Origin of the sequence: Mesorhizobium sp. C399B, assembly GCF_030323185.1 — a bacterium.
Classification (GTDB): Bacteria; Pseudomonadota; Alphaproteobacteria; order Rhizobiales; family Rhizobiaceae; genus Mesorhizobium.
Genome location: NZ_CP100472.1, coordinates 3988327 through 4010492 on the forward strand (window position 1 = coordinate 3988327; position 22166 = coordinate 4010492).

The 22166-nt window shown below is 62.8% G+C and carries 19 protein-coding genes and 1 tRNA gene; 8 read left to right on the forward strand and 12 right to left on the reverse strand.

The genetic code is table 11. The annotated features are described in order from the left end of the window. Positions 1–61: 61 nt before the first annotated feature. The 5 genes from NLY36_RS19130 to NLY36_RS19150 are packed head-to-tail and all read left to right on the forward strand — an operon-like array spanning position 62 to position 5301. Positions 62–1660: an ABC transporter substrate-binding protein gene (locus tag NLY36_RS19130; RefSeq protein ID WP_023669491.1), complete on the forward strand. Its 1599-nt coding sequence runs from the start codon at positions 62–64 to the stop codon at positions 1658–1660. 47 nt (positions 1661–1707) lie between these two features. Next, positions 1708–2715, forward strand: a complete 1008-nt coding sequence (locus NLY36_RS19135; RefSeq protein WP_023669492.1) for an ABC transporter permease subunit — start codon at positions 1708–1710, stop codon at positions 2713–2715. A 26-nt stretch (positions 2716–2741) separates the two neighbouring features. After that, positions 2742–3626, forward strand: coding sequence for an ABC transporter permease subunit (locus NLY36_RS19140; protein ID WP_050485757.1), 885 nt, complete (start codon positions 2742–2744; stop codon positions 3624–3626). Next, entirely contained in the window at positions 3626–4471 is an 846-nt protein-coding gene (locus tag NLY36_RS19145; protein WP_023736163.1) for an ABC transporter ATP-binding protein, read from the forward strand. The genes NLY36_RS19140 and NLY36_RS19145 overlap by 1 nt, the downstream gene beginning before the upstream one ends. Next, positions 4471–5301 carry a dipeptide ABC transporter ATP-binding protein gene (locus tag NLY36_RS19150; protein ID WP_023682050.1) on the forward strand — a complete coding sequence of 277 codons (831 nt, stop codon included), beginning with the start codon at positions 4471–4473 and terminating at the stop codon, positions 5299–5301. Before NLY36_RS19145 ends, NLY36_RS19150 begins: the two co-directional genes overlap by 1 nt. A gap of 123 nt (positions 5302–5424) precedes the next feature. Here NLY36_RS19150 and NLY36_RS19155 read toward each other — a convergent pair whose 3' ends face one another. The 6 genes from NLY36_RS19155 to NLY36_RS19180 form a co-directional block, all read right to left on the reverse strand. Further along, positions 5425–7221 carry an ABC transporter ATP-binding protein gene (locus tag NLY36_RS19155; protein WP_031249223.1) on the reverse strand — a complete coding sequence of 599 codons (1797 nt, stop codon included), beginning with the start codon at positions 7219–7221 and terminating at the stop codon, positions 5425–5427. Next, a complete protein-coding gene (locus NLY36_RS19160; protein ID WP_023699437.1) occupies positions 7221–8267 on the reverse strand; it encodes a glycosyltransferase family 2 protein in 1047 nt (348 codons plus the stop codon). The genes NLY36_RS19155 and NLY36_RS19160 overlap by 1 nt, the downstream gene beginning before the upstream one ends. Continuing rightward, positions 8264–9376, reverse strand: coding sequence for a glycosyltransferase family 2 protein (locus NLY36_RS19165; protein ID WP_023682047.1), 1113 nt, complete (start codon positions 9374–9376; stop codon positions 8264–8266). Before NLY36_RS19165 ends, NLY36_RS19160 begins: the two co-directional genes overlap by 4 nt. Further along, entirely contained in the window at positions 9373–10554 is a 1182-nt protein-coding gene (locus tag NLY36_RS19170; RefSeq protein ID WP_023736161.1) for an acyltransferase family protein, read from the reverse strand. The genes NLY36_RS19165 and NLY36_RS19170 overlap by 4 nt, the downstream gene beginning before the upstream one ends. After that, complete coding sequence (locus NLY36_RS19175) at positions 10554–10742, reverse strand: hypothetical protein (RefSeq protein ID WP_023736160.1); 189 nt, start codon at positions 10740–10742, stop codon at positions 10554–10556. The genes NLY36_RS19170 and NLY36_RS19175 overlap by 1 nt, the downstream gene beginning before the upstream one ends. Positions 10743–11234: 492 nt before the next feature. Continuing rightward, positions 11235–11310 (reverse strand) — tRNA-Thr (locus NLY36_RS19180). A gap of 352 nt (positions 11311–11662) precedes the next feature. Here NLY36_RS19180 and NLY36_RS19185 point away from each other — a divergent pair. Further along, complete coding sequence (locus tag NLY36_RS19185; protein WP_023736159.1) at positions 11663–12904, forward strand: hypothetical protein; 1242 nt, start codon at positions 11663–11665, stop codon at positions 12902–12904. Between the two features lie 7 nt (positions 12905–12911). Here the strand turns inward: NLY36_RS19185 and NLY36_RS19190 are convergent, their stop codons facing one another. After that, positions 12912–14510 (reverse strand): cisplatin damage response ATP-dependent DNA ligase, encoded by a 1599-nt coding sequence (locus tag NLY36_RS19190; RefSeq protein ID WP_023708192.1) that lies wholly within the window; start codon positions 14508–14510, stop codon positions 12912–12914. A gap of 244 nt (positions 14511–14754) precedes the next feature. Continuing rightward, positions 14755–15765: a ligase-associated DNA damage response exonuclease gene (locus NLY36_RS19195; protein WP_023736158.1), complete on the reverse strand. Its 1011-nt coding sequence runs from the start codon at positions 15763–15765 to the stop codon at positions 14755–14757. Positions 15766–15870: 105 nt separating this feature from the next. On the opposite strand from NLY36_RS19195, the gene NLY36_RS19200 reads away from it, so the two are divergent. Further along, a complete protein-coding gene (locus tag NLY36_RS19200) occupies positions 15871–16803 on the forward strand; it encodes a class I SAM-dependent DNA methyltransferase (RefSeq protein ID WP_023708190.1) in 933 nt (310 codons plus the stop codon). Positions 16804–16907: 104 nt separating this feature from the next. Beyond that, on the forward strand, positions 16908–17264 hold the full coding sequence (locus NLY36_RS19205) for a hypothetical protein (protein WP_023708189.1): 357 nt from the start codon (positions 16908–16910) through the stop codon (positions 17262–17264). A 12-nt stretch (positions 17265–17276) separates the two neighbouring features. On the opposite strand, the gene NLY36_RS19210 is transcribed toward NLY36_RS19205, so the two are convergent. Genes NLY36_RS19210 through NLY36_RS19225 form a run of 4 tightly spaced genes read right to left on the reverse strand, consistent with a single transcriptional unit; the run spans position 17277 to position 22102 of the window. Continuing rightward, positions 17277–18218 carry a 2-hydroxyacid dehydrogenase gene (locus NLY36_RS19210; protein WP_023682039.1) on the reverse strand — a complete coding sequence of 314 codons (942 nt, stop codon included), beginning with the start codon at positions 18216–18218 and terminating at the stop codon, positions 17277–17279. Between the two features lie 19 nt (positions 18219–18237). Further along, a complete protein-coding gene (locus NLY36_RS19215) occupies positions 18238–19869 on the reverse strand; it encodes an ABC transporter ATP-binding protein (protein WP_023736157.1) in 1632 nt (543 codons plus the stop codon). Next, a complete protein-coding gene (locus NLY36_RS19220; RefSeq protein ID WP_023682037.1) occupies positions 19866–21005 on the reverse strand; it encodes an ABC transporter permease in 1140 nt (379 codons plus the stop codon). Before NLY36_RS19220 ends, NLY36_RS19215 begins: the two co-directional genes overlap by 4 nt. Then, positions 21005–22102, reverse strand: coding sequence for a microcin C ABC transporter permease YejB (locus NLY36_RS19225; RefSeq protein ID WP_023712587.1), 1098 nt, complete (start codon positions 22100–22102; stop codon positions 21005–21007). The genes NLY36_RS19220 and NLY36_RS19225 overlap by 1 nt, the downstream gene beginning before the upstream one ends. Positions 22103–22166: the final 64 nt, after the last annotated feature.

A 22166-nucleotide genomic window follows, 5' to 3' on the forward strand; every position in this document is an offset into this window, starting at 1 on the left:
TGCTTATATGCGCGCTTCGCGAGCCTATAGAGGGGCTTGGAAGAACATCAGGGAGTGCTCAATGAAAAAGAAACTGACTTTTGCAGCCGCGTTGCTGGCTGCAAGCGTCCTCGGCGGTGTGGCCAATGCCAAGACGCTGGTCTATTGCTCGGAGGCCTCGCCGGCCAACTTCGACCCGGGTACCACGACGGGCGGCAACGACTTCGACGCCTCGTCGCGCACCGTCTATTCGCGCCTGGTCGAGTTCAAGCATGGCGGCACCGAAGTTGTGCCCGGTCTCGCCGACAAATGGGAGATTTCGGACGACGGTCTGGTCTATACTTTCCACCTGCATCCGGGCGTGAAGTTCCAGACGACGGATTTCTTCAAGCCGACGCGTGATTTCAATGCCGACGACGTCGTCTTTTCGTTCGATCGCCAGTTCAATAAGGAAAACCCCTGGAACGGCGAGAAGTACCTGCCGAACCTGACCTGGGACTACTACACCGGCATGGACATGCCGAAATACGTCGCCAAGTGGGAAAAGGTCGATGACCTGACCGTGAAGCTGACGCTGACCGAGCCGAACGCGCCGATGCTGGCCAATCTCGGCATGGACTTCGCCTCGATCGTGTCGAAGGAATATGCCGACCAGCTGGAAAAAGACGGCAAGATGGCCGACTTCTCGACCAAGCCGGTCGGTACAGGTCCGTTCCAGTTCGTCGACTACCAGCTGGATTCGGTCATCCGCTATGCGGCCAACCCGGACTACTTCAAGGGCAAGGAAAAGATCGACGATCTCGTCTTCGCGATCACGCCTGACGCCACCGCCCGCATCCAGAAGGTGCTCGCCGGCGAATGCGATATCGCGCCCTATCCGAATCCTGCCGACATCGGCACGATCAAGGCCAACGCCGACGTGACCCTGATGGATCAGGCTGGCCTCAACATCGGCTATATGAGCTACAACACCACCATCCCGCCGCTCGACAAGCCTGAAGTGCGCCATGCGCTCAACCAGGCGATCGATCGGGAATCGCTCATCAAGTCGCTGTTCCAGGACGCCGGCGCCACGCCGGCCGTAAACCTGATCCCGCCGACCATGTGGTCGTGGAACAAGGACGTGAAGTCCGACGCCTATGATCCGGAAGCCGCCAAGAAGGTGCTGGCCGATGCCGGATTGAAGGAGATCCAGCTTTGGGCCTCCGACCGCGTCCGTCCCTACAACCCGAACTTCCAGCGCGCCGCCGAACTGATCCAGGCTGACTGGGCCAAGGTCGGCGTCAAGGCGGAGATCGTCAGCTACGAGTGGACGAAGTACCGCGAGGAAGGCAAGAAGAAGGAACGGCCGGGCGCCTTCCAGATCGGCTGGACCGGTGACAATGGCGATCCGGACAATTTCTTCGCCACGCTGTTCGCCTGCTCGGCCATCGGCGTGTCGAACTACTCCAGCTGGTGCGACAAGGACTTCGAGGATCTGATCCAGAAGGCCAAGAAGACCAGCGACCAGGCCGAACGCACCAAGCTCTATGAAGAGGCGCAGGTTGTCTTCCAGAAGCAGGCTCCGGCCTTCCTCATGGCACACAGCCAGGTCTACGCAGTCGTGCGCAAGAATGTCAGCGGCTTCATGATGGACCCGCTCGGCATTCATCGCTTCGACGGCGTCGACAAGGCCGAATAGAACTGTTAGGCGGGCGGCGCGCAATCAGGCGCCGCCCGCTTTTCAAGATGCTCCGATATCTCCTAAACAAAATCGTCTTGGTGCTGCCGACGCTGATCGGCATCACCATCTGCGCCTTCGCTTTCGTCAGGCTGCTGCCCGGCGATCCCATTCTTGCCATGGCCGGCGAGCATGGCGTGTCGCCCGAGCGTTACGCGGAACTGAAGGAACAGTTCGGCTACAATTTGCCGATCTGGCAGCAATACGCGCATTATGTCCGCGATGCCGCGACCGGCAATTTCGGCGTGTCGATTTCGTCCAAGCGGCCGGTCATCGAAGATTTCATGACGCTGTTCCCGGCAACCATCGAGCTCTCCGTCTTCGCCATGATCTTCGCCATGGTGCTGGCCATACCGGCCGGCATCATTGCTGCGGTCAAACGCGGCTCCTGGTTCGACCAGGGGCTGATGGGCACCGCCCTTGTCGGCTATTCCATGCCGATTTTCTGGTGGGGTCTGCTGCTGATCATCTTTTTCTCCGGCTATCTCGGCTGGACCCCGGTTTCAGGACGCATCGGCCTTCAGTTCTTTATCAAGCCGATCACCGGCTTCCTGACCCTCGACAGCCTGCTCTACGGCAAATGGGATGCTTTCCGCTCGGCATTGAGTCACCTGGTGCTGCCGACAATTGTGCTCGGCACCATCCCGCTGGCGGTGATCGCGCGCCAGACGCGCTCGGCCATGCTCGAAGTGCTGGGCGAAGACTATGTGCGGACCGCCCGCGCCAAGGGCCTGTCGTCGTCCCGCGTCATCGGCGTGCATGCGCTGCGCAATGCACTGATCCCGGTGGTCACCACCATCGGCCTGCAGGTCAGTACCCTGCTCGCCGGCGCCATTCTCACAGAAACCATCTTCGCCTGGCCGGGCATCGGCAAGTGGATGGTCGAATCCATATCCAAGCGCGACTATGTCGTCGTGCAGTCAGGCTTGCTGCTGATCGCCCTCATCGTCATGGCGGTGAACCTGATCGTCGACGTGCTTTATGCCGTCATCAACCCGCGCATCAGGGCGGCGTGATGAGCCAGTCGACCGAAATCGCCCCGATGGCCGCCGGCAACCCTGACCGACTGACCGGCTTCAGGACTTTCTGGCACTATTTCTCGGTAAACCGCGGCGCCGTCATCGGCCTGTTCGTCTTCATCCTTTTGGTGCTGGCCGCGCTCTTTGCACCGCTGCTCGCGCCCTATGCGCCCGACATCCAGGACAAGACCGCTTTCTTGCGTCCGCCGGCCTGGCAGGCAGGCGGCAGCATGGAATATCTGCTTGGCACCGACGCGGTCGGCCGCGACATGCTCTCGCGCCTGCTCTATGGCGCGCGTTTCTCGCTGCTCATCGGCGCCGTCGTGGTCACGCTGGCGCTTGTCGGCGGCATCACGCTCGGCCTTTTGGCCGGCTATTTCCGGGGCTGGGTCGACGTGGCGATCATGCGGGTCATGGATCTGATCCTGTCCTTCCCGTCGCTGCTCTTGGCGCTGGTTCTGGTCACCATCCTCGGCCCCGGCCTGTTCAACGCCATGCTGGCCATCGCGCTTGTCCTGCAACCCCACTTTGCCCGTCTGGTGCGCGCTGCCGTCATGGCCGAAAAGAGCCGCGAATATGTGGTCGCCGCCAAGGTCGCCGGCGCCGGCCATATAAGGCTTATGCTGCGCACCATCCTGCCCAACTGCCTGGCGCCGCTGATCGTGCAGGGCACGCTGTCCTTCTCCAACGCCATCCTGGAGGCGGCCGCTCTCGGCTTTCTCGGCCTTGGCGCCCAGCCGCCGACGCCGGAATGGGGAACCATGCTCGCCTCGGCGCGTGAATTCATCCTGCGCGCCTGGTGGGTGGTGACCTTCCCCGGTCTGGCCATCCTCATCACCGTGCTTGCCATCAACCTGATCGGCGACGGTCTGCGCGATGCGCTCGATCCGAAGCTGAGGAGGTCGTAATGGCGCTGCTCGACATCCGCAATCTCGTCGTCGAGTTCCAGACCGCATCCGGCCCGTTCCGCGCGGTCGATGGCGTCTCGCTCCATGTGAACGAACGTGAAGTGCTGGCCATCGTCGGCGAATCCGGCTCCGGCAAGTCGGTGTCGATGTTGGCTGTGATGGGGCTGTTGCCGTGGACGGCGACGGTCACTGCCGACGAGATGAGCTTCAACGGCCGCGATCTCCTGAAGATGAGCCCGGCCGACCGGCGCAAGATCGTCGGCAAGGACATGTCGATGATCTTCCAGGAGCCGATGGCCAGTCTCAATCCGTGCTTCACCGTCGGCTTTCAGATCGAGGAGGTGCTGCGCTTCCATATGGGCATGGACAAGGCCCAGCGTCGCGAGCGCGCCATCGAATTGCTGACGCAGGTCGGCATTGCCGAGCCGGCCGAACGGCTGAACTCGTTTCCGCACCAGATGTCGGGCGGCCAGTGCCAGCGCGTGATGATCGCCATCGCCATCGCCTGCAATCCGAAGCTTCTGATCGCCGACGAGCCGACCACCGCGCTCGACGTCACCATCCAGAAGCAGATCCTCGACCTGCTCGTGTCGCTGCAGGTCAAATACGGCATGGGCCTGATCATGATCACCCACAATATGGGCGTGGTCGCCGAGACGGCCGACCGCGTCATCGTCCAGTACAAGGGCCGCAAGATGGAAGAGGCCGACGTGCTGTCGCTGTTTGAATCGCCGAAGAGCAATTACACCCGCGCGCTGTTGTCGGCGCTGCCGGAAAATGCCATCGGCGACCGGCTGCCGACCGTCTCGGACATGCTGTTCGAACCGGCTGCCGGGGGCTTCTGATGAGCATCAAGGTCGTCGAAGGCAAGGACATCGTGCGCGACTATCACGTCGGCGGCGGCCTGTTTCGCGGCGCGCGCACCGTGCATGCGGTCAAGGGCGTCTCGTTCAGCGTCGACAAGGGCAAGACGCTGGCCATCGTCGGTGAATCGGGCTGCGGCAAGTCAACGCTGGCGCGCATCATCACGCTGATCGATCCGGCAACGTCGGGCGAGCTGTTCATCGACGGCAACAAGGTCGACATCGCAAGGAACGGCCTGACCAGGGAGATGCGCCGCAAGGTGCAGATCGTCTTCCAGAACCCTTACGGATCGCTCAATCCGCGCCAGAAGATCGGAGATGTGCTGGGCGAGCCGCTGCTCATCAACACCGACAAGCCGGCCGAAGAGCGGCGCGACCTCGCCATGAGGATGCTGAAGAAAGTCGGCCTCGGAACCGAGCACTACAATCGCTATCCTCACATGTTCTCGGGCGGCCAGCGCCAGCGCATCGCCATTGCCCGCGCGCTGATGCTGAACCCGAGCCTGCTGGTGCTTGACGAACCGGTCTCCGCGCTCGATCTTTCGGTGCAGGCGCAGGTGCTCAACCTGCTCGCCGACCTGCAGGACGAATTCCAGCTGACCTATGTCTTCATCAGCCACGATCTGTCGGTCGTGCGCTACATCGCCGACGATGTGATGGTGATGTATTTCGGCGAAGCCGTCGAATACGGCTCGCGCGAGGAGGTCTTCGCCGACCCCAAGCACAACTACACCAGGACGCTGTTCGCCGCGACGCCGCGCGCCGACGTCGCCTCGATCAAGGCGCGGTTGGCGAAGAAGAAGGCCGCCTGACCTCTCACCGAGAATTGTTTTTGAACAATCGGAAATGCGTCGCGGCGGTGGTTTGCCGGCAGGATTGATCGCGATCTGCGAGCTGCCGGGCGCAAGCCGCGTCGCAGGTTGGGGTGCGCCCCATCACTCACCCGCTCCGTGCTGGTAAAGCTCGTCCATGCTGAGCATTGCCAGGGTTGCGAAGGGGGCCTGTTTTTTCACCCGACCGCGGCTCAAGATCACCACGTCGTCGCAGAACGATATGGTGCTGTAATGATGACTGATGACAATGGTGGTGCGGCGGCCGGCCCGCGACTTCAGCGTCTCGACAATAGCGGCTTCTGACAACCCATCCACCGCACTGGTGGCTTCGTCGAGGATGAGAATATCGGGATCGCGCACCAGCGCCCGCGCCAGGGCGATCCTTTGCCTTTGTCCGGCTGACAGGTTGATGCCCCGGTATCCGACCAGCGTCGCGTAACCCTGCGGCAGGTGCTCGATGAATTGATGTGCCTCGGCCAGCCTTGCGGCGCGCATGGCGTCGCTGGCCGACGCCGTGTCGTAGCCGTAGATAATGTTTTCAAAAATGGTGCCATCGACCAGTTCCAGCTCCTGACTGGCCAGGGCAATGTTCCGCCGCCACTGGCTTGGGTCGAGTTCATCGAGCGGTGCCCCATCGACGAGGATCCTGCCGCTGTCGGGTTTGACGAAGCGGCACAGGAGATTGACGATCGTCGTCTTGCCGGCGCCCGAGCGGCCGATCAGCGCCGTCGAGCGGCCGCTGCGGATGTCGAACACCGCCTTATGCAGCACCGCCTCGCGCGCGTCGGGGTCTGACAGGGGACCGGAATAGGCGAAGCTCACATCATCGAAGCTGATCCCTTGGCGCAAGCCGTCGAACGGCAGGCTGCCCTGCGGCGCCTCGGGCTTGTCGGAAGGATCGAGCAGCCATTGTACCTCCTCCAGCGAGCCGCTCATGCCTTGCAACTGACTCCAGGACATCTGCAAGGCGCGCATATGCGGCTGCAGTCGGTAGAGCAGGATGAGGAAGGCGACGGTCAGCGGGAAGCTTACATTCGCCAGCCAGGCTCCGATCACCACCGCCAGGAACAGCATCGCGTGCAACACCTCGGTCAGTGGCGGTAAGACGCCCTGGCGGATTGAAAGCACGAAAGCCGCCCGCCGCACCCCGTCGGACGCTTTGGCGAAGACTGCCTTTTCGCGGTTCTCCTGCCCGAAGATGCGAATTAGGCGCCCGGCATGCACCAGATGCAGCATCTGCGACGCCAGTGCGCTGTTGCGCGAGACGACGCTGCGGCTCGGCGCCTTCAGATTGGACGACAAAACCCCGTGCGCCAGCTGGACGAGCGCCAGCCCTAGCGTCACCAGCAGCGTCATCTGCCAAGAGAGGAGCAGGAGGAAGGCGAGCAGGATGACGGCGGCCGAGGCACTGACGATCGCGCCGAGCAGGGCCTGGATAGCGTCGGATGCTCGCCACGATTCGTTGGAGATGATGTTGAGTAGCCGCCCGGGGCTTTGCTGCAGGAAAAAGGGGTAGCCGACCCTGAGCAACTGCTCCGACAGTGCGCTACGGATCGAATAACCTGCCTTGCCGTAGATGTAGCTGGTCAGCAGCGTGTTGGCGAAGGCAAAGACATTTTTCAGTACGATCGAACCGAGGATCGCGGCCGAAATGGTGATCAGCCGCTGGCGCTCGCCGAGGTCCGCTCCAACCTGCTGGAGGAGGGCTGAGAAACCGGCCATGCCTGATGTTTCGCCACGTCCCATAATGATGCCAAGCAGCGGAATGATGAGACCGATGCCGAGGCCTTCCAGCGCGGCGCCTGCAAGCCCGAGCCCCACCACGACGGGAACGAGCCGCAACAGCCTGCCACCAAGCGCGCGGCGCAGCATTGGCAGGGCTGACGGAATCAGTGACATTATCGCGCTCTGGCCTCCGCGTTGGCTTCGCTGGCTTGTCGGTCGTGGCGCAGCGGCAGCCGTTTTGGCCATCCCATCATGACGAGCAGCGCAAATCTGGCGGCACCTGCCAGATTCATAACGACAATAGGCCAGTGCGACAGATCGAGGTCGCGGTCAAAGCGAGGACGGCCCGCCAGTTCCCTGAACGCGGCCCGCGCGGACCAATAGACATGGCGAAGCAGCCAAGGGGCGTGGCGGACATGTTTCAGGCACAGCGCACCATTACCGAGGCTATAGTCGCGGTGCAGCCTGTCGATCGATTTGCGGTCTCGCCGGCCGTGATGATGCAAGACCGTCATGTCGGGCACATACTCGACCGGCATGCCGAGCAGCATCGCCCGCACGAGATAATCAGTATCTTCAGCCGAGCGTAGCGGGCCGCCAGCGCCGAAGCGTTCGTCGAACGACCCGATGCGGGCCGCGACGTCGCGGTGCATGGTCATGTTGCAGCCGAGCACGAAGCCGCCGGGGTGGACCGCCGGGGTCAGCCGCTCGCTTGCCTCGTAGAGCTTTATGGTGAAGGGCAGGTCCCGGGCATCACCGAGCTCGACCCGGCCGCCGCGGATCAGCCACTTCTCGCCACTCCGGTAGTGCCGCTCCAGGTCGCGGAGATAGTCGCGGTCGAGCTTGCAGTCGTCGTCGACGAAGACCAGCACGCGGCCTCGCGCTCGCGCCAATCCGGCATTGCGGGCAGCGGCTAGTCCGGGGCGAGTCTCCGAGACGGCTGTGACTGGGATGTCGGAAGTTTCGGCGATAGCGGCCAGCCGCTTTGACGTGCCGTCCCGTGAACCATTATCGACCACCACCAACTCTGCCGCGAAGGTGGCGTGCACCCGGCATGCCGCCTGGATCGAGGCTATGCAAGCCTCCAGCACAGCGGCGCGGTCGCGCGTGCAGACGATGAAACTGACCTCGAGCGACGGCCGCTCCGATCGGGGAGATGTCGGGACAGGCGCACTCGCAAACTGGTGATCGCGCAGGAGCGGGTGGGGCCTGTCGGTCATACCAGTCCCCGCTGATAACGCGCAAGCACCGCTTCGGCCGGCGTGGTTTTGAAGAAGTAGGCCACCGCGTCCGCCCGCTTTCCGGCCCTTATCGAGAGCAGGCTGAGCCAAGGCGCCCAGACGCCGGGACGCAGCGCATATTGTTCGCGGCGCCGGATGAAATTCCATCTCGCCGTCCGCGTGAGCAATTCGTGGGTCAGCGGCGGTTCTCCTTCGTCGCCGACGAGTTGGTAGAGGAAATAGAACAGGTTCAGCGCGCCTGCCTCGAAGCTTGGCCGTGTGTCGGTCGGCAGCTCGGAAATCCGCTCTTCGAGCGCACGGATGAAATCGGCTGCGCGCGAAACCGTGTCGAAAGAGACGGCCTCGCCGATGTCGCGCAGATCCGCTGTGGTTTCCGCAAGCCCCTCACGCTCGAGATTTTCGGCCACGATCCGCAAATGCGTCCTGCGCATTTCCTTGGCATGCCGCATGGTCACGCTTCCCGCATGGATGCGATAGACGAGCAGGCTATCGGGCAATATGGTCGCCGGGAAACGGCCGGCAAGCCGTCTGAAGAGATCGAAATCCTCGGCATGCCTATACTTTGGATCGTAATAGAGATCGTTGTTCCCAATAACCTTCCTGTTATAGATCACCGTCGGATGTAAGAATATCGTAAAGAACATCGACAATATGTCGAGCCGGCCGAGCCGGAACACCGGGTCTAGCCTGCCTTTGGCGATACGGCCGTGAAGCAAGGTATCGACGCAGGCGCCGCAGAAGCCGAGATCGGGCCGCCGCTCGAACAGTGCGACCTGGCGCGAGAGGCGCCGGGGATAGGCGACATCGTCCGCATCCATTCGCGCAACAAGCTCGCCCTGGGCCAGTCGTAGCCCTTCATTGAGGGTGGCGACGAGGCCGCGGTTCTCACGCGAGATGACAGAAACGCGATTGTCTGCCCGGCGGTATCGTTCGAGAATCTCGAGCGAGTTGTCAGTCGATCCGTCATCGATAGCGATGACCTCCAGGCGATCGTAGTCTTGCCGCAGAATGCTCTCCAGCGCAGCGGTGAGATAAGGCCCGGCATTGTAGACCGGCAGCAGGACGGAGACGAGCGGCGCGGTGGTCATCTCTGTGCATCCGTTCGCCGGAGTTCGAGTGCGGCGCGGCCATCGGGGGATCCGCCGGGATAGGCGTCCGCCGCCCTGCCGAGCCAGCCGGCATCGCCAGAGCGTGCCTGGGAGCGGCGGCGCGCTACATAGGGGAAGCGGCGCTTGAGGCCGTTGAGCGGCTTTTCGAAAGCCGTCCACGAGATCGAAGCGACGGCGATCGTGGCGGCGCTCGCGACCAGGAAACGCCCTGGCCCCTGCTCCGAGACATTGAGCGGGATCCAGGGCTGTGACTTGACGGCGAGCGACAGAAGGATCGGATGGTAAAGATAGACGCCGTAGCTGATGCGGCCCAGTGACAGCAGCGGTGGCAGTTCGAAAACCCTGCCGAGGACGCCGCCAAGGCCGGCTGAACAGACGGCCACAACGGCCACCAGCGGCACTAGGGGCAGGATCTGCAGCAACGCCCAGCGGGCCCATTCCAGCATAGGATCGGCCGGCGCAGGGATAAGCCACTCAATCGCCAGGAAGACAGCCGCAAGGGCTGGCCAGCCTAGCCGCATCCATTGCGGCAGGCCGGCGCCTCTGGTCCGCCGGCAGGCAAGCAAAGCACCAAACGCCAGCGCGTCCATCGATGCTGGCGGCAGCAGGTCGCGCGCTAGCGCCGGGGTGGCGGTGATCGGCCAGTAGAAGCGATAGGCCAGCGACAACAGGATGACGCCGATAGTGATCGCTTCCACCCGCCGGCGGGGTGCGAGAAGCACGACCAGCGGCCAGGCGATATAGAACTGCTCCTCGATGCTCAGGCTCCAGAAATGGCAGAGTAGCCAGGGCGTCCATTCGTTGCGCAGCGCGTACCAAAAATTCGACAGGTAAAGCGCATGCCAGACGAGCGAGCCACTGGACTGCTCCAGATCGGTCAGCCAGACGAACCCAAGCACGGCGAAATAGGGCGGGAATATGCGCAGCGCGCGCCTGATGTAGAAGGAACTCAATGCAGGGCCGGCTTTGAATTCGGCCGCGGCGCGCGCTTCGAGCAGCAGTCGTGTGATCAGGAAGCCGCTCAGCACAAAAAAAAGCCGCACCCCGATGTGGCCCCAAAAGGAGGAGCCGTTGGGTGCAAGGAAATGGGAATAGAGAACCATCGTGACAGCGATGGCGCGCAGAGCGTCCAACTGATTGTCACGCGCGACCGCCATCAGCCATTTCCGCCGGTCTGAAATCTCCGATGAAGCCAGCGGCCCTGCATTCCGGGCCTCAGGTCGAGGCCTGCCAGCGTCGAGAGTGCGCCGAAAACAACAAACCCGCGCCTTTTGCGCGGGGCAGCCTCGAAATCGGTGCTGGCCAGCGAAAAATTCAAGCTGATCAACTTGGCGGAATCCTCCACGGCGCACTTCCCAGTACCAAATCCCCCAAGAAATGGTGCAACCGGGTAATGGTGCAGTGCAACACAAAATATCTATCGAGCTGTAATATTTGTGTGAGTTAGTGCTAAAAATGGGTATGATTTGCGAGTGCGTTGCGTCGCTGAGGGTTTTTCACGTCCGCAATGCTGTACGAGAAGTGGTACCATGTCAGAAAAGACACGGTTTAATTACACAACTATAATCCGGAGTGTCTGATATAGGTCAAAATTGACGAAGATTATTCTAAGGTAGTGGTTTTGTATCTTATAAATTATGCTTGTAGTGTCGGGTTCTCTAGGTTGTCGATCTTGCGCGATGCAGCATAGTCGATGGTCAAGCGTCTGACGACGCAATCCTGTGGCGGCGGCCATATGGCGCATGTCGACGAGGCAGACAGGAAGTGCCGGTGTTGGCGTAGGGAGTGACGTGCATTAGCCTTGCACCTGCCGTCACGCTTGCGTCGGATGGAGAACTGGTGCCGCTTAGGTGACTCGAACACCTGACCCCATCATTACGAATGATGTGCTCTACCAACTGAGCTAAAGCGGCCCGGGAAGCGCGAGGTTCCAGGATCGGCTGGGTGATAGACTCAACCGGCCGCTAATTCAAGATGGGCAACCGCGATTTCGAGCCGGCATCCGGCAATTCGTCCCGGCATTTTCCATTGGCGCGCAATGAGCCACCGCCTCATTTGCTATTTCGGCTACGCGGAGACGTCGCGGTGGACTGCGCACAAACTGCCCGGCAAGGCGGCAAAACCGACTGATTTTATTGCCAAAACGCATCGAAATGGGCCTTGAACAGGCCTGTAAGGCAGAATGCGGGCGCTCGCCCGTTGATTGATTGGTCTCCTGCGGCTAACGATCATGGCAATGTAAGCGAACGGACAGGGGAAATTCGCTTGGACGCGATCGAAAAAGCGATCCGCAACGCCTTCGAGAAAGGCAACGCCGAGGACCGGGCATTTCGCGAGAGGGTCTATCGGTCGGCTTTCGCGGCGCTCGACCGCGTGCTCCAGGCCAATCCCGGCGTGACGGTGGAAGCCGCCATCAAGCGCCGCAAGGCGGTCCAGGAAAAGATCGCCGAGATCGAATCCGAATTCCTGCCCGCGGTCCCCGATGTCGCCGCGCCCACGCAGAGCGCCGCGCCGACGCAGAGCGCTGCGCAGACACAAGATACCGCGCTGCCGCAACGCGTTGCGCAGCCGCAAGACGCCGTACAGGGCGCCGCCGAAGCGCCCGCGGTCGATGCCCCGACAGGTGTCGCGGCCGGACCGTCGCCGGCGATCGTCGTTGATGAACCGGTTCAGCCCGAGGCATCCGACGCGCCGCGTTCGCGCGTGCTGCCGGTCGTCCCCGACATCATGCCTGACGCCACGCTGCCCGGCGCCCCGGCGATCGATATGGCCGATTCCGCGCCGGCCGAGGCCGCGGCGGAAGTGGCGCCTGATCGCGATGAAAGGCGGATAAGGGGCCGCCGCCTGCCGCTGACGGCGATCTTCTTTGGCGTGACGTTGCTCGCCGCCGCCGGCATCGGCCTCTATTTCGCCGTGCAGACCGGGGTGTTCAAGACGCCGGCGCAGCTCGACACGGCGCCGCCCGAAGCGCCGCCGACCGTCGACGATGACGACTTCACGCCGCCTGCCGGTACAACTGAGCCGCAGCAGCCTGGCGCGCCGCAGCAGCCTGGTGTCGCCGAACAGACGCGCGACTGGATCAACGTGTTTACACCCACCGATCCAACGCATGTGGCGACCCCGTCCGACGCCAAGGCCGATGTCGTGCAGGACGACACCGGCTCCTTCCTGCGCATCCGCTCCGGTGCTTCCGGCTCGGCCATCAGCTTCGATGTCGGGCAGGGCGTGCTGGAGAAGCTTGCCGGCAAACATGCCGTGTTCGACATCGTCGCCCGCGCCGAGGACGGCAAGGACACGCAGATCTCCGTCGACTGCAATTTCGGCGATCTCGGCGATTGCGGCCGCAAGCGCTATGCGGTCGGCCAGCAGCGTAACGAATATCTGTTCGACGTGAAATTCCCCGACAAGCCCCCGGGCGCCGCCGGGAGCATCGCCATCAACTCCGACTTCGACAAGCAGGGCAAGGCGGTCGACATCTACGAGATCCGCGTCTCGATCGAACCGTGAGCGCTGCCTAGCGATCCAGCAGCGCCTGCAGCGTCTCGATGCGGTCGGCTTCGGCGGTCGGCTTGTCCCAGCGCAGCCGTGAGATGCGGGGAAATCGCATCGCAACGCCGGATTTGTGGCGAGTCGAACGGTTGAGACCTTCGAACGCCACCTCCAGCACCAGGCCTTGGCTGCGGTCGGCGCGCACCGAGCGCACCGGGCCGAAACGCTCGACCGTGTTGTCGCGGACAAATTTGTCGATCTGCTTCAGCTCCTCGTCGGTGAAGCCGAAATAGGCCTTGCCGACCGGCACCAATTCCTCCGCGCCTTCCGGCCCCGACCAGACGCCGAACGTATAGTCGGAATAAAAGCTCGACCGCTTGCCATGGCCGCGCTGCGCATACATCAGTACAGCATCGACCGTGTGCGGATCGCGCTTCCACTTGAACCACGGCCCTTTCGGCCGTCCCGCGAGATAGGGCGAATCCCAGCGCTTCAGCATCACGCCTTCGATAATCGGGTGCGGCGGCGCGCGGCGCAGTTCCTCCAGCGTTTGCCAATCCCGGAATTCGACGAATGGCGACAGATCGAAACGGTGCGGGTCCAGCGTTGTGATGAAGGCCTCAAGACGGGCCCGCCGCTCGCGGAAAGGTAGCGCGCGCAAATCTTCGCCGTTGATCTGCAGCGCATCGTAGCAGCGCATGAAGGCCGGGTATTGCTGCTGTATCTTCGGGGCCACGCTCTTGCGATTGAGCCGCTGTTGCAGGTCCGAAAACGTGCCGGTCGCCGCGGGCTCGCCGACCAGCAATTCGCCGTCGAGCGCGGCGGAAAAATTCATCGCCTGGGCGAGATCGGGGAATGCGCCGGACACATCGTCGCCGGTGCGCGAATAGAGCCGGCGCACGCCGCCCTCGCACACCGCCTGAACGCGGATGCCGTCCCATTTCCATTCCGCGGCATAGGCGGCCGGATCGAGCTTTTCGAGGTCGCCGTCGCCGACCGGGTTCGACAGCATCACCGGACTGAACAGGGCAAGTGCGGTCCGCTTCGGCTTCTCGGCCTTGCCTTCCAGCCACGCGAACAGCGAGATATAGGGCGGCGTCAGCCCGTGCCACAGCTCCTCGATCTCGGCGACATCGACCTTGCCGAAATCGGCCAGCGCCTGTTTGGCCAGCCGCGCCGAAACGCCGATGCGCAAGCCGCCGGTGACCAGCTTAATGATGGCAAAGCGCGCCGAAATGCCGGCGCTGTCGAGCAGCCCGGCCAGCACCTTGGGTCCGTCGGAGCGGCTCGCCGCCTGCAGCGTCGCCACGACATCGCCAAGCGTCGGCTCCCGGTTGGGGATATGTCCCGGCGTTTGCGGCCAAACCAGCGAGACGGTTTCGGCAAGGTCGCCGACATAGTCGTAGGAATAGCCGAACAGCACCGGATCCATGCGCTCGGTGACCAGCGTGCGCAGCATCGCCGGCTTGACCGCCGCAATGTTGAGGTCGCCAGTGATAGCCGCCAGCGCCAGCCCGCGGTCGGGGTCCTCGACGCTGCGGAAATAATCGACGAGCAGTGTCAGCTTGCCATTGCGCGACGGCGTCAGCACCAGACGGTCGAGGAGTTCGGCAAAGCGGTTCATGGATGCAAGGACCGCGTTGACGGCAGAGGTTTGCGCTCTGGCACACCCCCCTCTGTCCTGCTGGACATCTCCCCCGCAAGGGGGGAGATTGGCAGCCTTGATCTTGCCGCCCATCTTGCGAGGTTGGCGATTGGCGAAAGCGGAGGTGACATCTGATCTCCCCCCTTGCGGGGGAGATGGCCGGCAGGCCAGAGGGGGGTGGGAAGGATCGCCGCGCCGGCGATTTCTGGATCAAAAATCACCATCAATCGCCCTCGTCCTCATAGCCCACAAGGTGCAGTGGCCTGGCGGCGATGCCTTCCAGCTCGCACCAGCGCACCAGCGCTTCCTCGCGGCCGTGCGTCACCCAGATTTCGCCGGCGCCCGTCTCCTTGACGGTAGCGGTCAGTTCATCCCAGTCGGCATGGTCGGAAATGATCAGCGGCAGTTCGACGCCGCCTTGCTTGGCGCGCTGGCGGATGCGCATCCAGCCCGAGGCGAAGCATGAGATCGGGTCGGGAAAGCGCCGCGCCCAGCGGTCGGCGAAGGCCGATGGAGGGCCGACAATGATGGCCCCAGTGAAATCCTGCTTGCCGCCGCTGTCGACGGTTGCCGGCTCCAGCGTGCCGAGGTCGATGCCCTGGCTCTGGTAATATTCGCTGAGCTTGGCCAGCGCGCCGTGGATATAGATCGGCCTGTCATAACCGGCATCGCGCAGCAGCCGCATCACCCGCTGTGCCTTGCCCAGCGCATAGGCGCCGACCAGATGCGATCGCTCGGGAAACTGCGCCGCCGATTTGAGCAGCCGGGCGATCTCCTCCGTGTCGGGCGGATGGTGAAACACCGGCAGGCCGAAGGTCGCCTCGGTGATGAAGACGTCGCATTGGACCGGTTCGAACGGTGCGCAGGTCGCGTCCTTCTGGCGCTTGTAGTCGCCGGAGGCGACGATGCGCCTGCCCTTGTGCTCGACCGCGATCTGCGCCGAGCCCAGCACATGGCCGGCCGGATGGAAGGTGACGCTGACATCGCTCAGCGCCATCGCTTCGCCAAGCACGGCCGCTTGCGTTGTCCCGGCAAAATCCTCGCCATAACGCAACCCCATAATGTCGAGCGTCTGCTGCGTCGCCAGCACCGAACGATGGCCGGATCGGGCATGGTCGGAATGGCCATGCGTGATCAACGCCCGGTTGACTGGCCGCACCGGGTCGATGAAGAAATCGCCGAATGGGCAATAAAGGCCTTCAGGCCGGGGATGGAGCAGGTCGCTGGCGCGCATCCAGTCAAGATAGTGGCTAATTCCAGCGCGGGAAGCCTGTTGCAAGAGACTGCTGACTCGGCCTACAGCCAGCCACCGGCCGCATCAGCCGGCGGGGCCATCGCCATGCAACCGCTGAAAATCTCGTCCGGCGACCTGACCGCCGACCGTCGCGCCGACTATGCCGAGATGCTTTTCGGCTCGGGCGAGCACGCGGCAGCGGCGGAACTGCTGCTCGGCGCGCTGGAACTGGCGCCGCAATGGGCGGCGGGCTGGTTCCGCCTGGGCGAGATGCAGGAGGCAACGGGGCTGCTCGACCTGGCGACGCAGGCCTGGGCGACGGTGCTGAAACTGGACCCGGCGGATCGCCTGGGTGCTGCGCTGAAGCTGCAGCTGATCGGCAAGGCGCCGGCTGCCGCAGCGCCACCCAGCGCCTTCGTCGAGACGCTGTTCGACCACTATGCCGAGACTTTCGAGGACTCGCTGGTCGACAAGCTCGGCTACCGGCTGCCGGAGTTTCTCGATCGCGCCATTCGCGCGGCAAGACCGGGCCGCTTTTCGCTGGCGCTCGATCTCGGTTGCGGCACCGGTCTGATGGGCGAGAAACTGCGGCCGGTCGCCGAACGGCTGGAGGGCTACGATATCTCCGCCGCCATGCTGAAAAAGGCCCGCGCCAAGGGCGTCTACGACCTGCTCGCCAAGGCCGATCTGCAGCATTTTGCCTATGCCGGGCCGAAAGCCGATCTGGTGGCGGCGGCCGACGTGTTCATCTATGTCGGCGCGCTCGATCGCGTGGTGAAGACCGTCGCCGGCATTCTGGCCACCAATGGCCTGTTTGCCTTTTCCGTCGAAACGCCAGCCAAGGGCGGGGCGGGCGGCGACGCCGGTTTCGCGCTGCAGCCGTCTCGTCGCTACGCCCATTCTCAAGCCTATGTCGAGCGGGTGCTTGCCGCAAACGGCCTGTCGGTGCTGTCGATGCAGCCGACCGTCATCCGCTGGGATCGCCGCCAGCCGGTCGACGGGCTTGCCGCGCTGGCGGTGCCCTCGTCCAAGGGTTGATGTCTCGTCTTGTTCGAAAACGTGAATAGGATTTTTGCGGCTGGCGCGGCATCAGGTAGGATACAAGCCTAGAAAAGCCCTCGGCAGGCATTGAGGAGGAACACATGCGCTGGAACATGATGGTCTTGGTGTCTTGCCTGGCGATGACCGGCTGCAGCAGTTCGATGTCGGAGCGGCAGGACCAGGACGTACAATCGTCGCTGCAGTATGACAATGTGCCTTGCGACCAGTTGCTGGCGCAGCGCAACGAACTGGCGCAGCAATACCATCTGTCGACGGCCGCCAAGCCGAGCTTCTCCAATCCGGCGATGGGCTTCGGCCCGTTTACCCCGGATATGCGCTCCAAAAGCAAGCGCGATACTGATCTGGCTAGTGGCAAGATCGACGCCATGAACCGCTCGATCGTCCGCCGCGACTGCGGCAAGCCCAATAAGCAGAAGAAGTTCAGTCTGCCGAGCTGAACCTGAACTTCCTCAGTACCCCGCCTTGCGGTCGACCACGTTATCAAGCTTTTCGCCGCGCTCGAAGGCATCCATCTGCCGCAACATGCTCGGCGCCAGGTGGACAGGGTCGGAGGTCGCCGCCGCGTGCGGCGTCACGAACACTTTCGGGTGACTCCATAGCGGACTGGTCTTCGGCAGCGGCTCGACCTCGAACACGTCGAGGCTCGCCTCCTTCAGCGTGCCGTCGCCCAGCGCGCGCAATATGTCGGCGTCCTTCTGCAGCCGGCCGCGCCCGGCATTGATCAGCACCGAGCCGCCGAGGCCGTTGCGCTTGCGCAATTCCTTCAGCACGCCGTAATTGATGATGCCGTGCGTATCCGGCGTCAGCGGCAGCAGCACCACCAGTATGTCGGTGGCGTTGAGGAAGGGGATCAGCCCGGCCTCTCCGGCATAGGTCGCAACGCCTTTCATGGCCTTGTCGCTGCGCGACCAGCCATTGACGGCAAAGCCGAGCGACAACAGCACCGACGCCGCGGCGCGGCCGAGATTGCCGAGCCCCATAATGCCGACCGAGATGTCGCCGGCCGGCCGCTGCGGCGGTTCGTGCCAGGTCTTCTTCGGCTGCTGGGCACGATAGAGCATGCCCTGGCGATGATGGTCGAGCACCCGCCAGACGACATATTCGGTCATGTATTGGGTGAGGTTGTCGGCTACCACTTTGACGATCGGCACATCGGGCAGGCCGGGATCGGCGAAGATATGGTCGACGCCGGCGCCGATCGAGAAGATTGCGCGTAGATTGGGCAGCGATTTCAAGAGGTTCGGCTTCTGCTTCCACACCACCGCATAGGTGATCGACGGATCCGAAGCGCCGTCCGGCTCCAGCACCACTTCGCGCTCGGCCGACAGCAGCTCGCGCCAGCGCTGCGGATGAAAGCCGGTGACGGCAAGCAGGATTTTGCCTTTTTCCATTTGCGGATTGTATTCCCTGTTATTCGCTGACGATACCGACCGGCGCCGTCTCGATCTTGAACGCGGCCGAGATCAGCGCCTTCGTATAGTCGGTCTGCGGCCGCTCGAAAATCTGTTCGGAAGGGCCGGCTTCGACGATCTTGCCATTGCGCATGACGATGACGTCATTGGCAAGGGCGCGAATGACTTTCAGATCGTGGCTGATGAACAGATAGGCAAGGTCGTGCCTGGCCTGCAGATTGCGTAAGAGGTCGACCACTTGCGCCTGCACGCTCATGTCGAGCGCCGAGGTCGGTTCGTCCAGCATGACGAAGCGTGGATTGAGCACCATGGCGCGCGCAATGGCGACGCGCTGGCGCTGGCCGCCGGAGAATTCATGCGGATAGCGGTTCCTGGTCGCCGGATCGAGCCCGACCTCCTTCAGCACGGCGACGACCTTGTCGTCGCGTTGGTCGGGCGACAGCTTCGGCTCGTGGATCTTCAAGCCTTCCTCGATGATCTCCGAGACCGACATGCGCGGGCTGAGCGAGCCGAATGGGTCCTGGAAAACGATCTGCAACTCGCGGCGCAGCGGCCGCATGGCGTTGAAGGAAAGCTGGTTGATGTCGCTGCCATTGAACTGGATGGTGCCGGTCGATGAGATCATCCGCGCCAGCGCCAGCCCGAGCGTCGTCTTGCCGGAGCCGGATTCGCCGACGACGCCTAGCGTCTGGCCGGCGCGTACGGTGACGTCGATTCCGTCAACAGCCTTCACATTGTCGACGGTGGTGCGAAAGAAACCCTTTTTGATCGGGAACCAAACCTTGATGTCCTTGCCGGTCATAACCGGTTTGGCGGCGTCGTTGGTGGCCGGCGGCTTGCCCTTCGGCTCGGCGGCGAGCAGGTGCTTGGTATAAGCGTGCTGCGGGTTGGCGAAGATGTCCCTGGTCGGCCCGGTCTCGACGATCTTGCCTTTGGTCATCACGCAGACGCGGTCGGCGATCTTTCTGACAATGCCGAGATCATGGGTGATGAACAGCATTGACATGCCCTTGCGGCTCTTCAGCCCCGCCAGCAATTCGAGGATCTGCGCCTGGACAGTGACGTCGAGCGCCGTCGTCGGCTCGTCGGCGATCAGCAGTTCAGGCTCGTTGGCCAGCGCCATGGCGATCATGACGCGCTGGCGTTGGCCGCCGGACAGCTGGTGCGGATAGGCGTCGAGCCGCTTTTCCGGTTCGCGAATGCCGACCTCGTTGAGCAGCGCCAGCGTGCGCGCCTTGGCCTGGCGGTCGCCCATGCCCTGATGCAGCGCCAGGATCTCGACGATCTGCTGCTCGATCGTGTGCAGCGGATTGAGCGAGGTCATCGGCTCCTGGAAGATCATGGTGATCTTGTTGCCGCGCACGCTGCGCAACTGCTTTTCGTTCATCGCCAAAAGGTCGGCGCCCTGGAACAGGATCTTGCCCGAGGGATGGCTGGCCGTCGGGTAGGGCAGAAGCTTCAGCACCGACAGCGCCGAGACCGATTTGCCGGAACCGGATTCGCCCACAAGCGCCACCGTCTCGCCCTTGGCGAGATCGAAGGAGATGTGGTCGACGGCGGTCGACTCGTTGCCGCCTTGGGTGAAGGCAACGCTGAGATCGCGGACGGAGAGCAGGAGTTCGCTGCTCATCGGAACGCCTTGCGCGGGTCGAAAGCATCGCGCGTTGCTTCACCGATGAACACCAACAGCGACAGCATCAGCGAGATGACGATGAAGCCCGATATACCGAGCCAGGGGGCATTGAGGTTACTCTGCGCCTGTTTTAGCAGTTCGCCGAGCGACGCGGTGCCGGGCGGCAGGCCGAAGCCGAGATAGTCGAGCGAGGTCAGTGTCGAGATCGAGGCGCTGACCAGAAAAGGCATGAAGGTCAGCGTCGCCACCATGGCATTGGGCAGAAGATGGCGCAGCATGATGGTGCGGTTGGACACGCCAAGCGCGCGGGCCGCGTTGACATATTCGAAGTTGCGCGCGCGCAGGAATTCGGCGCGCACCACGCTGACAAGCGACGTCCAGGAGAAGAGCAGCATCAGCCCGAGCAGGATGAAGAAGCCCGGCGGCAGGATGGCAGCGACGATCAGCAGCAGATACAGCAGCGGTATCGCCGACCAGATTTCTATGAAGCGTTGAAAGAGAAGGTCGGTCCAGCCGCCGAAATACCCTTGCAGCGCGCCGGCGGCGACGCCGATAACCGACGAACCCGCGGTCAGGATCAACCCGAACAGCACGGAAATCCTGAACCCGTAGATGATGCGCGCCAGCACGTCGCGCGCCTGGTCGTCGGTACCCAGCCAGTTCCAGTTGCCGACAATGCAGTCAGGATCGGCAGCGCCTTGCGGATATTGGCTGCATCGCCTCTGCGCGTCGTATTCCCATGACGGTTTTGCGGGAGCGGCGTCGGGGATCGCATTGTTGACGGTGCGGTAGGAATAGCGGATTGGCGGCCAGATCATCCAGCCATTGGCGTTGATCTCGTCGCGGATGACCGGGTCGCGATAGTCGGTGACGGCGTAGAAGCCGCCGAATTTTTCCTCGGGGTAGGCGACCGCCACCGGGAACAGGATCTCGCCTTTGTAGTAGGCGACGATCGGTCTGTCGTTGGCGATCAGTTCGGCAAACAGCGACAGCACGAACAGAGCGAGGAATATCCACAACGACCAGTAGCCGCGCCTGTTGGCCTTGAAGTTCTGCCAGCGCCGCTTGTTGAGCGGCGACAGCCAGGGGCGGGCGATCCTTGTCGGTGTGATCTCGGCTGCAGCCTGCGTCATCAGACGTCTCTCCGCTCGAAATCGATGCGCGGATCGACCCATGTGTAGATCAGGTCGGACAACAGCGTCACGAACAGGCCAAGTAGCGAAAATATATAGAGGTTGGCGAACACGACCGGATAGTCGCGCGCCAACACGGACCTGAAACCGAGCAGCCCGAGACCGTCGAGGGAAAAGATGTTCTCGATCAAAAGCGAGCCGGTGAAAAAGGCCGAGATGAAGGCCGCTGGAAAGCCGGCAATGACGATCAGCATTGCGTTGCGGAACACATGTCCGTAAAGCACCCGCCGCTCCGACAGGCCCTTGGCACGGGCCGTCACCACATACTGTTTGCGTATCTCTTCCAGGAAGGAGTTCTTGGTCAGCAGCGTCGTCGTCGCGAAGGCCGACAGCACCAGCGCCGTCAGCGGCAAGGTCATGTGCCAGAAATAATCGACGATCTTGTCAGGCCACGACAATTGGTCCCAATTGTCGGAGACGATGCCGCGCAGTGGGAACCAGTCCCAGAAGGAGCCGCCCGCGAACAGCACCATCAGCAATATGCCGAACAGGAAGGCCGGTATGGCATAGCCGACGATGATCACGCCGCTGGTCCAGACGTCGAAGGCGGAGCCGTCCTTGACCGCCTTGCGGATGCCAAGGGGAATCGAGATCAGATAGGACAACAGCGTGATCCACAGCCCAAGCGAGATCGACACCGGCATCTTTTCCAGGATCAGATCGAGCACCGAGATGTCACGGAAATAGCTGTCGCCGAAATCGAAGCGGACATAGTTCCACAGCATCATGCCGAAGCGTTCGAGCGGTGGTTTGTCGAAGCCGAACTGCTTTTCCAGCTTCTTGATGAATTCAGGATCGAGCCCTTGCGCGCCGCGGTACTTCGAACCGACATCGCCGGCCACATCGAAATTGCCGCCGCCTCCTGCATCGCCGCCGCCGCTGCCGAGGCGATCGCTGCCGCCCTGGTTGGTCAGGCTGGCGATGACCTGCTCGACCGGTCCACCCGGTGCGAATTGAGTGACGACGAAAGCAACAGCCATGATGCCGAACAGGGTCGGTATCATCAGCAGGATACGGCGCAGTATGTAGGCGCCCATCAGCTTTCACCCTCCCCCTTGTGGGGAGGGTCGATCCGCGAAGCGGAGCGGGGTGGGGGTAGTC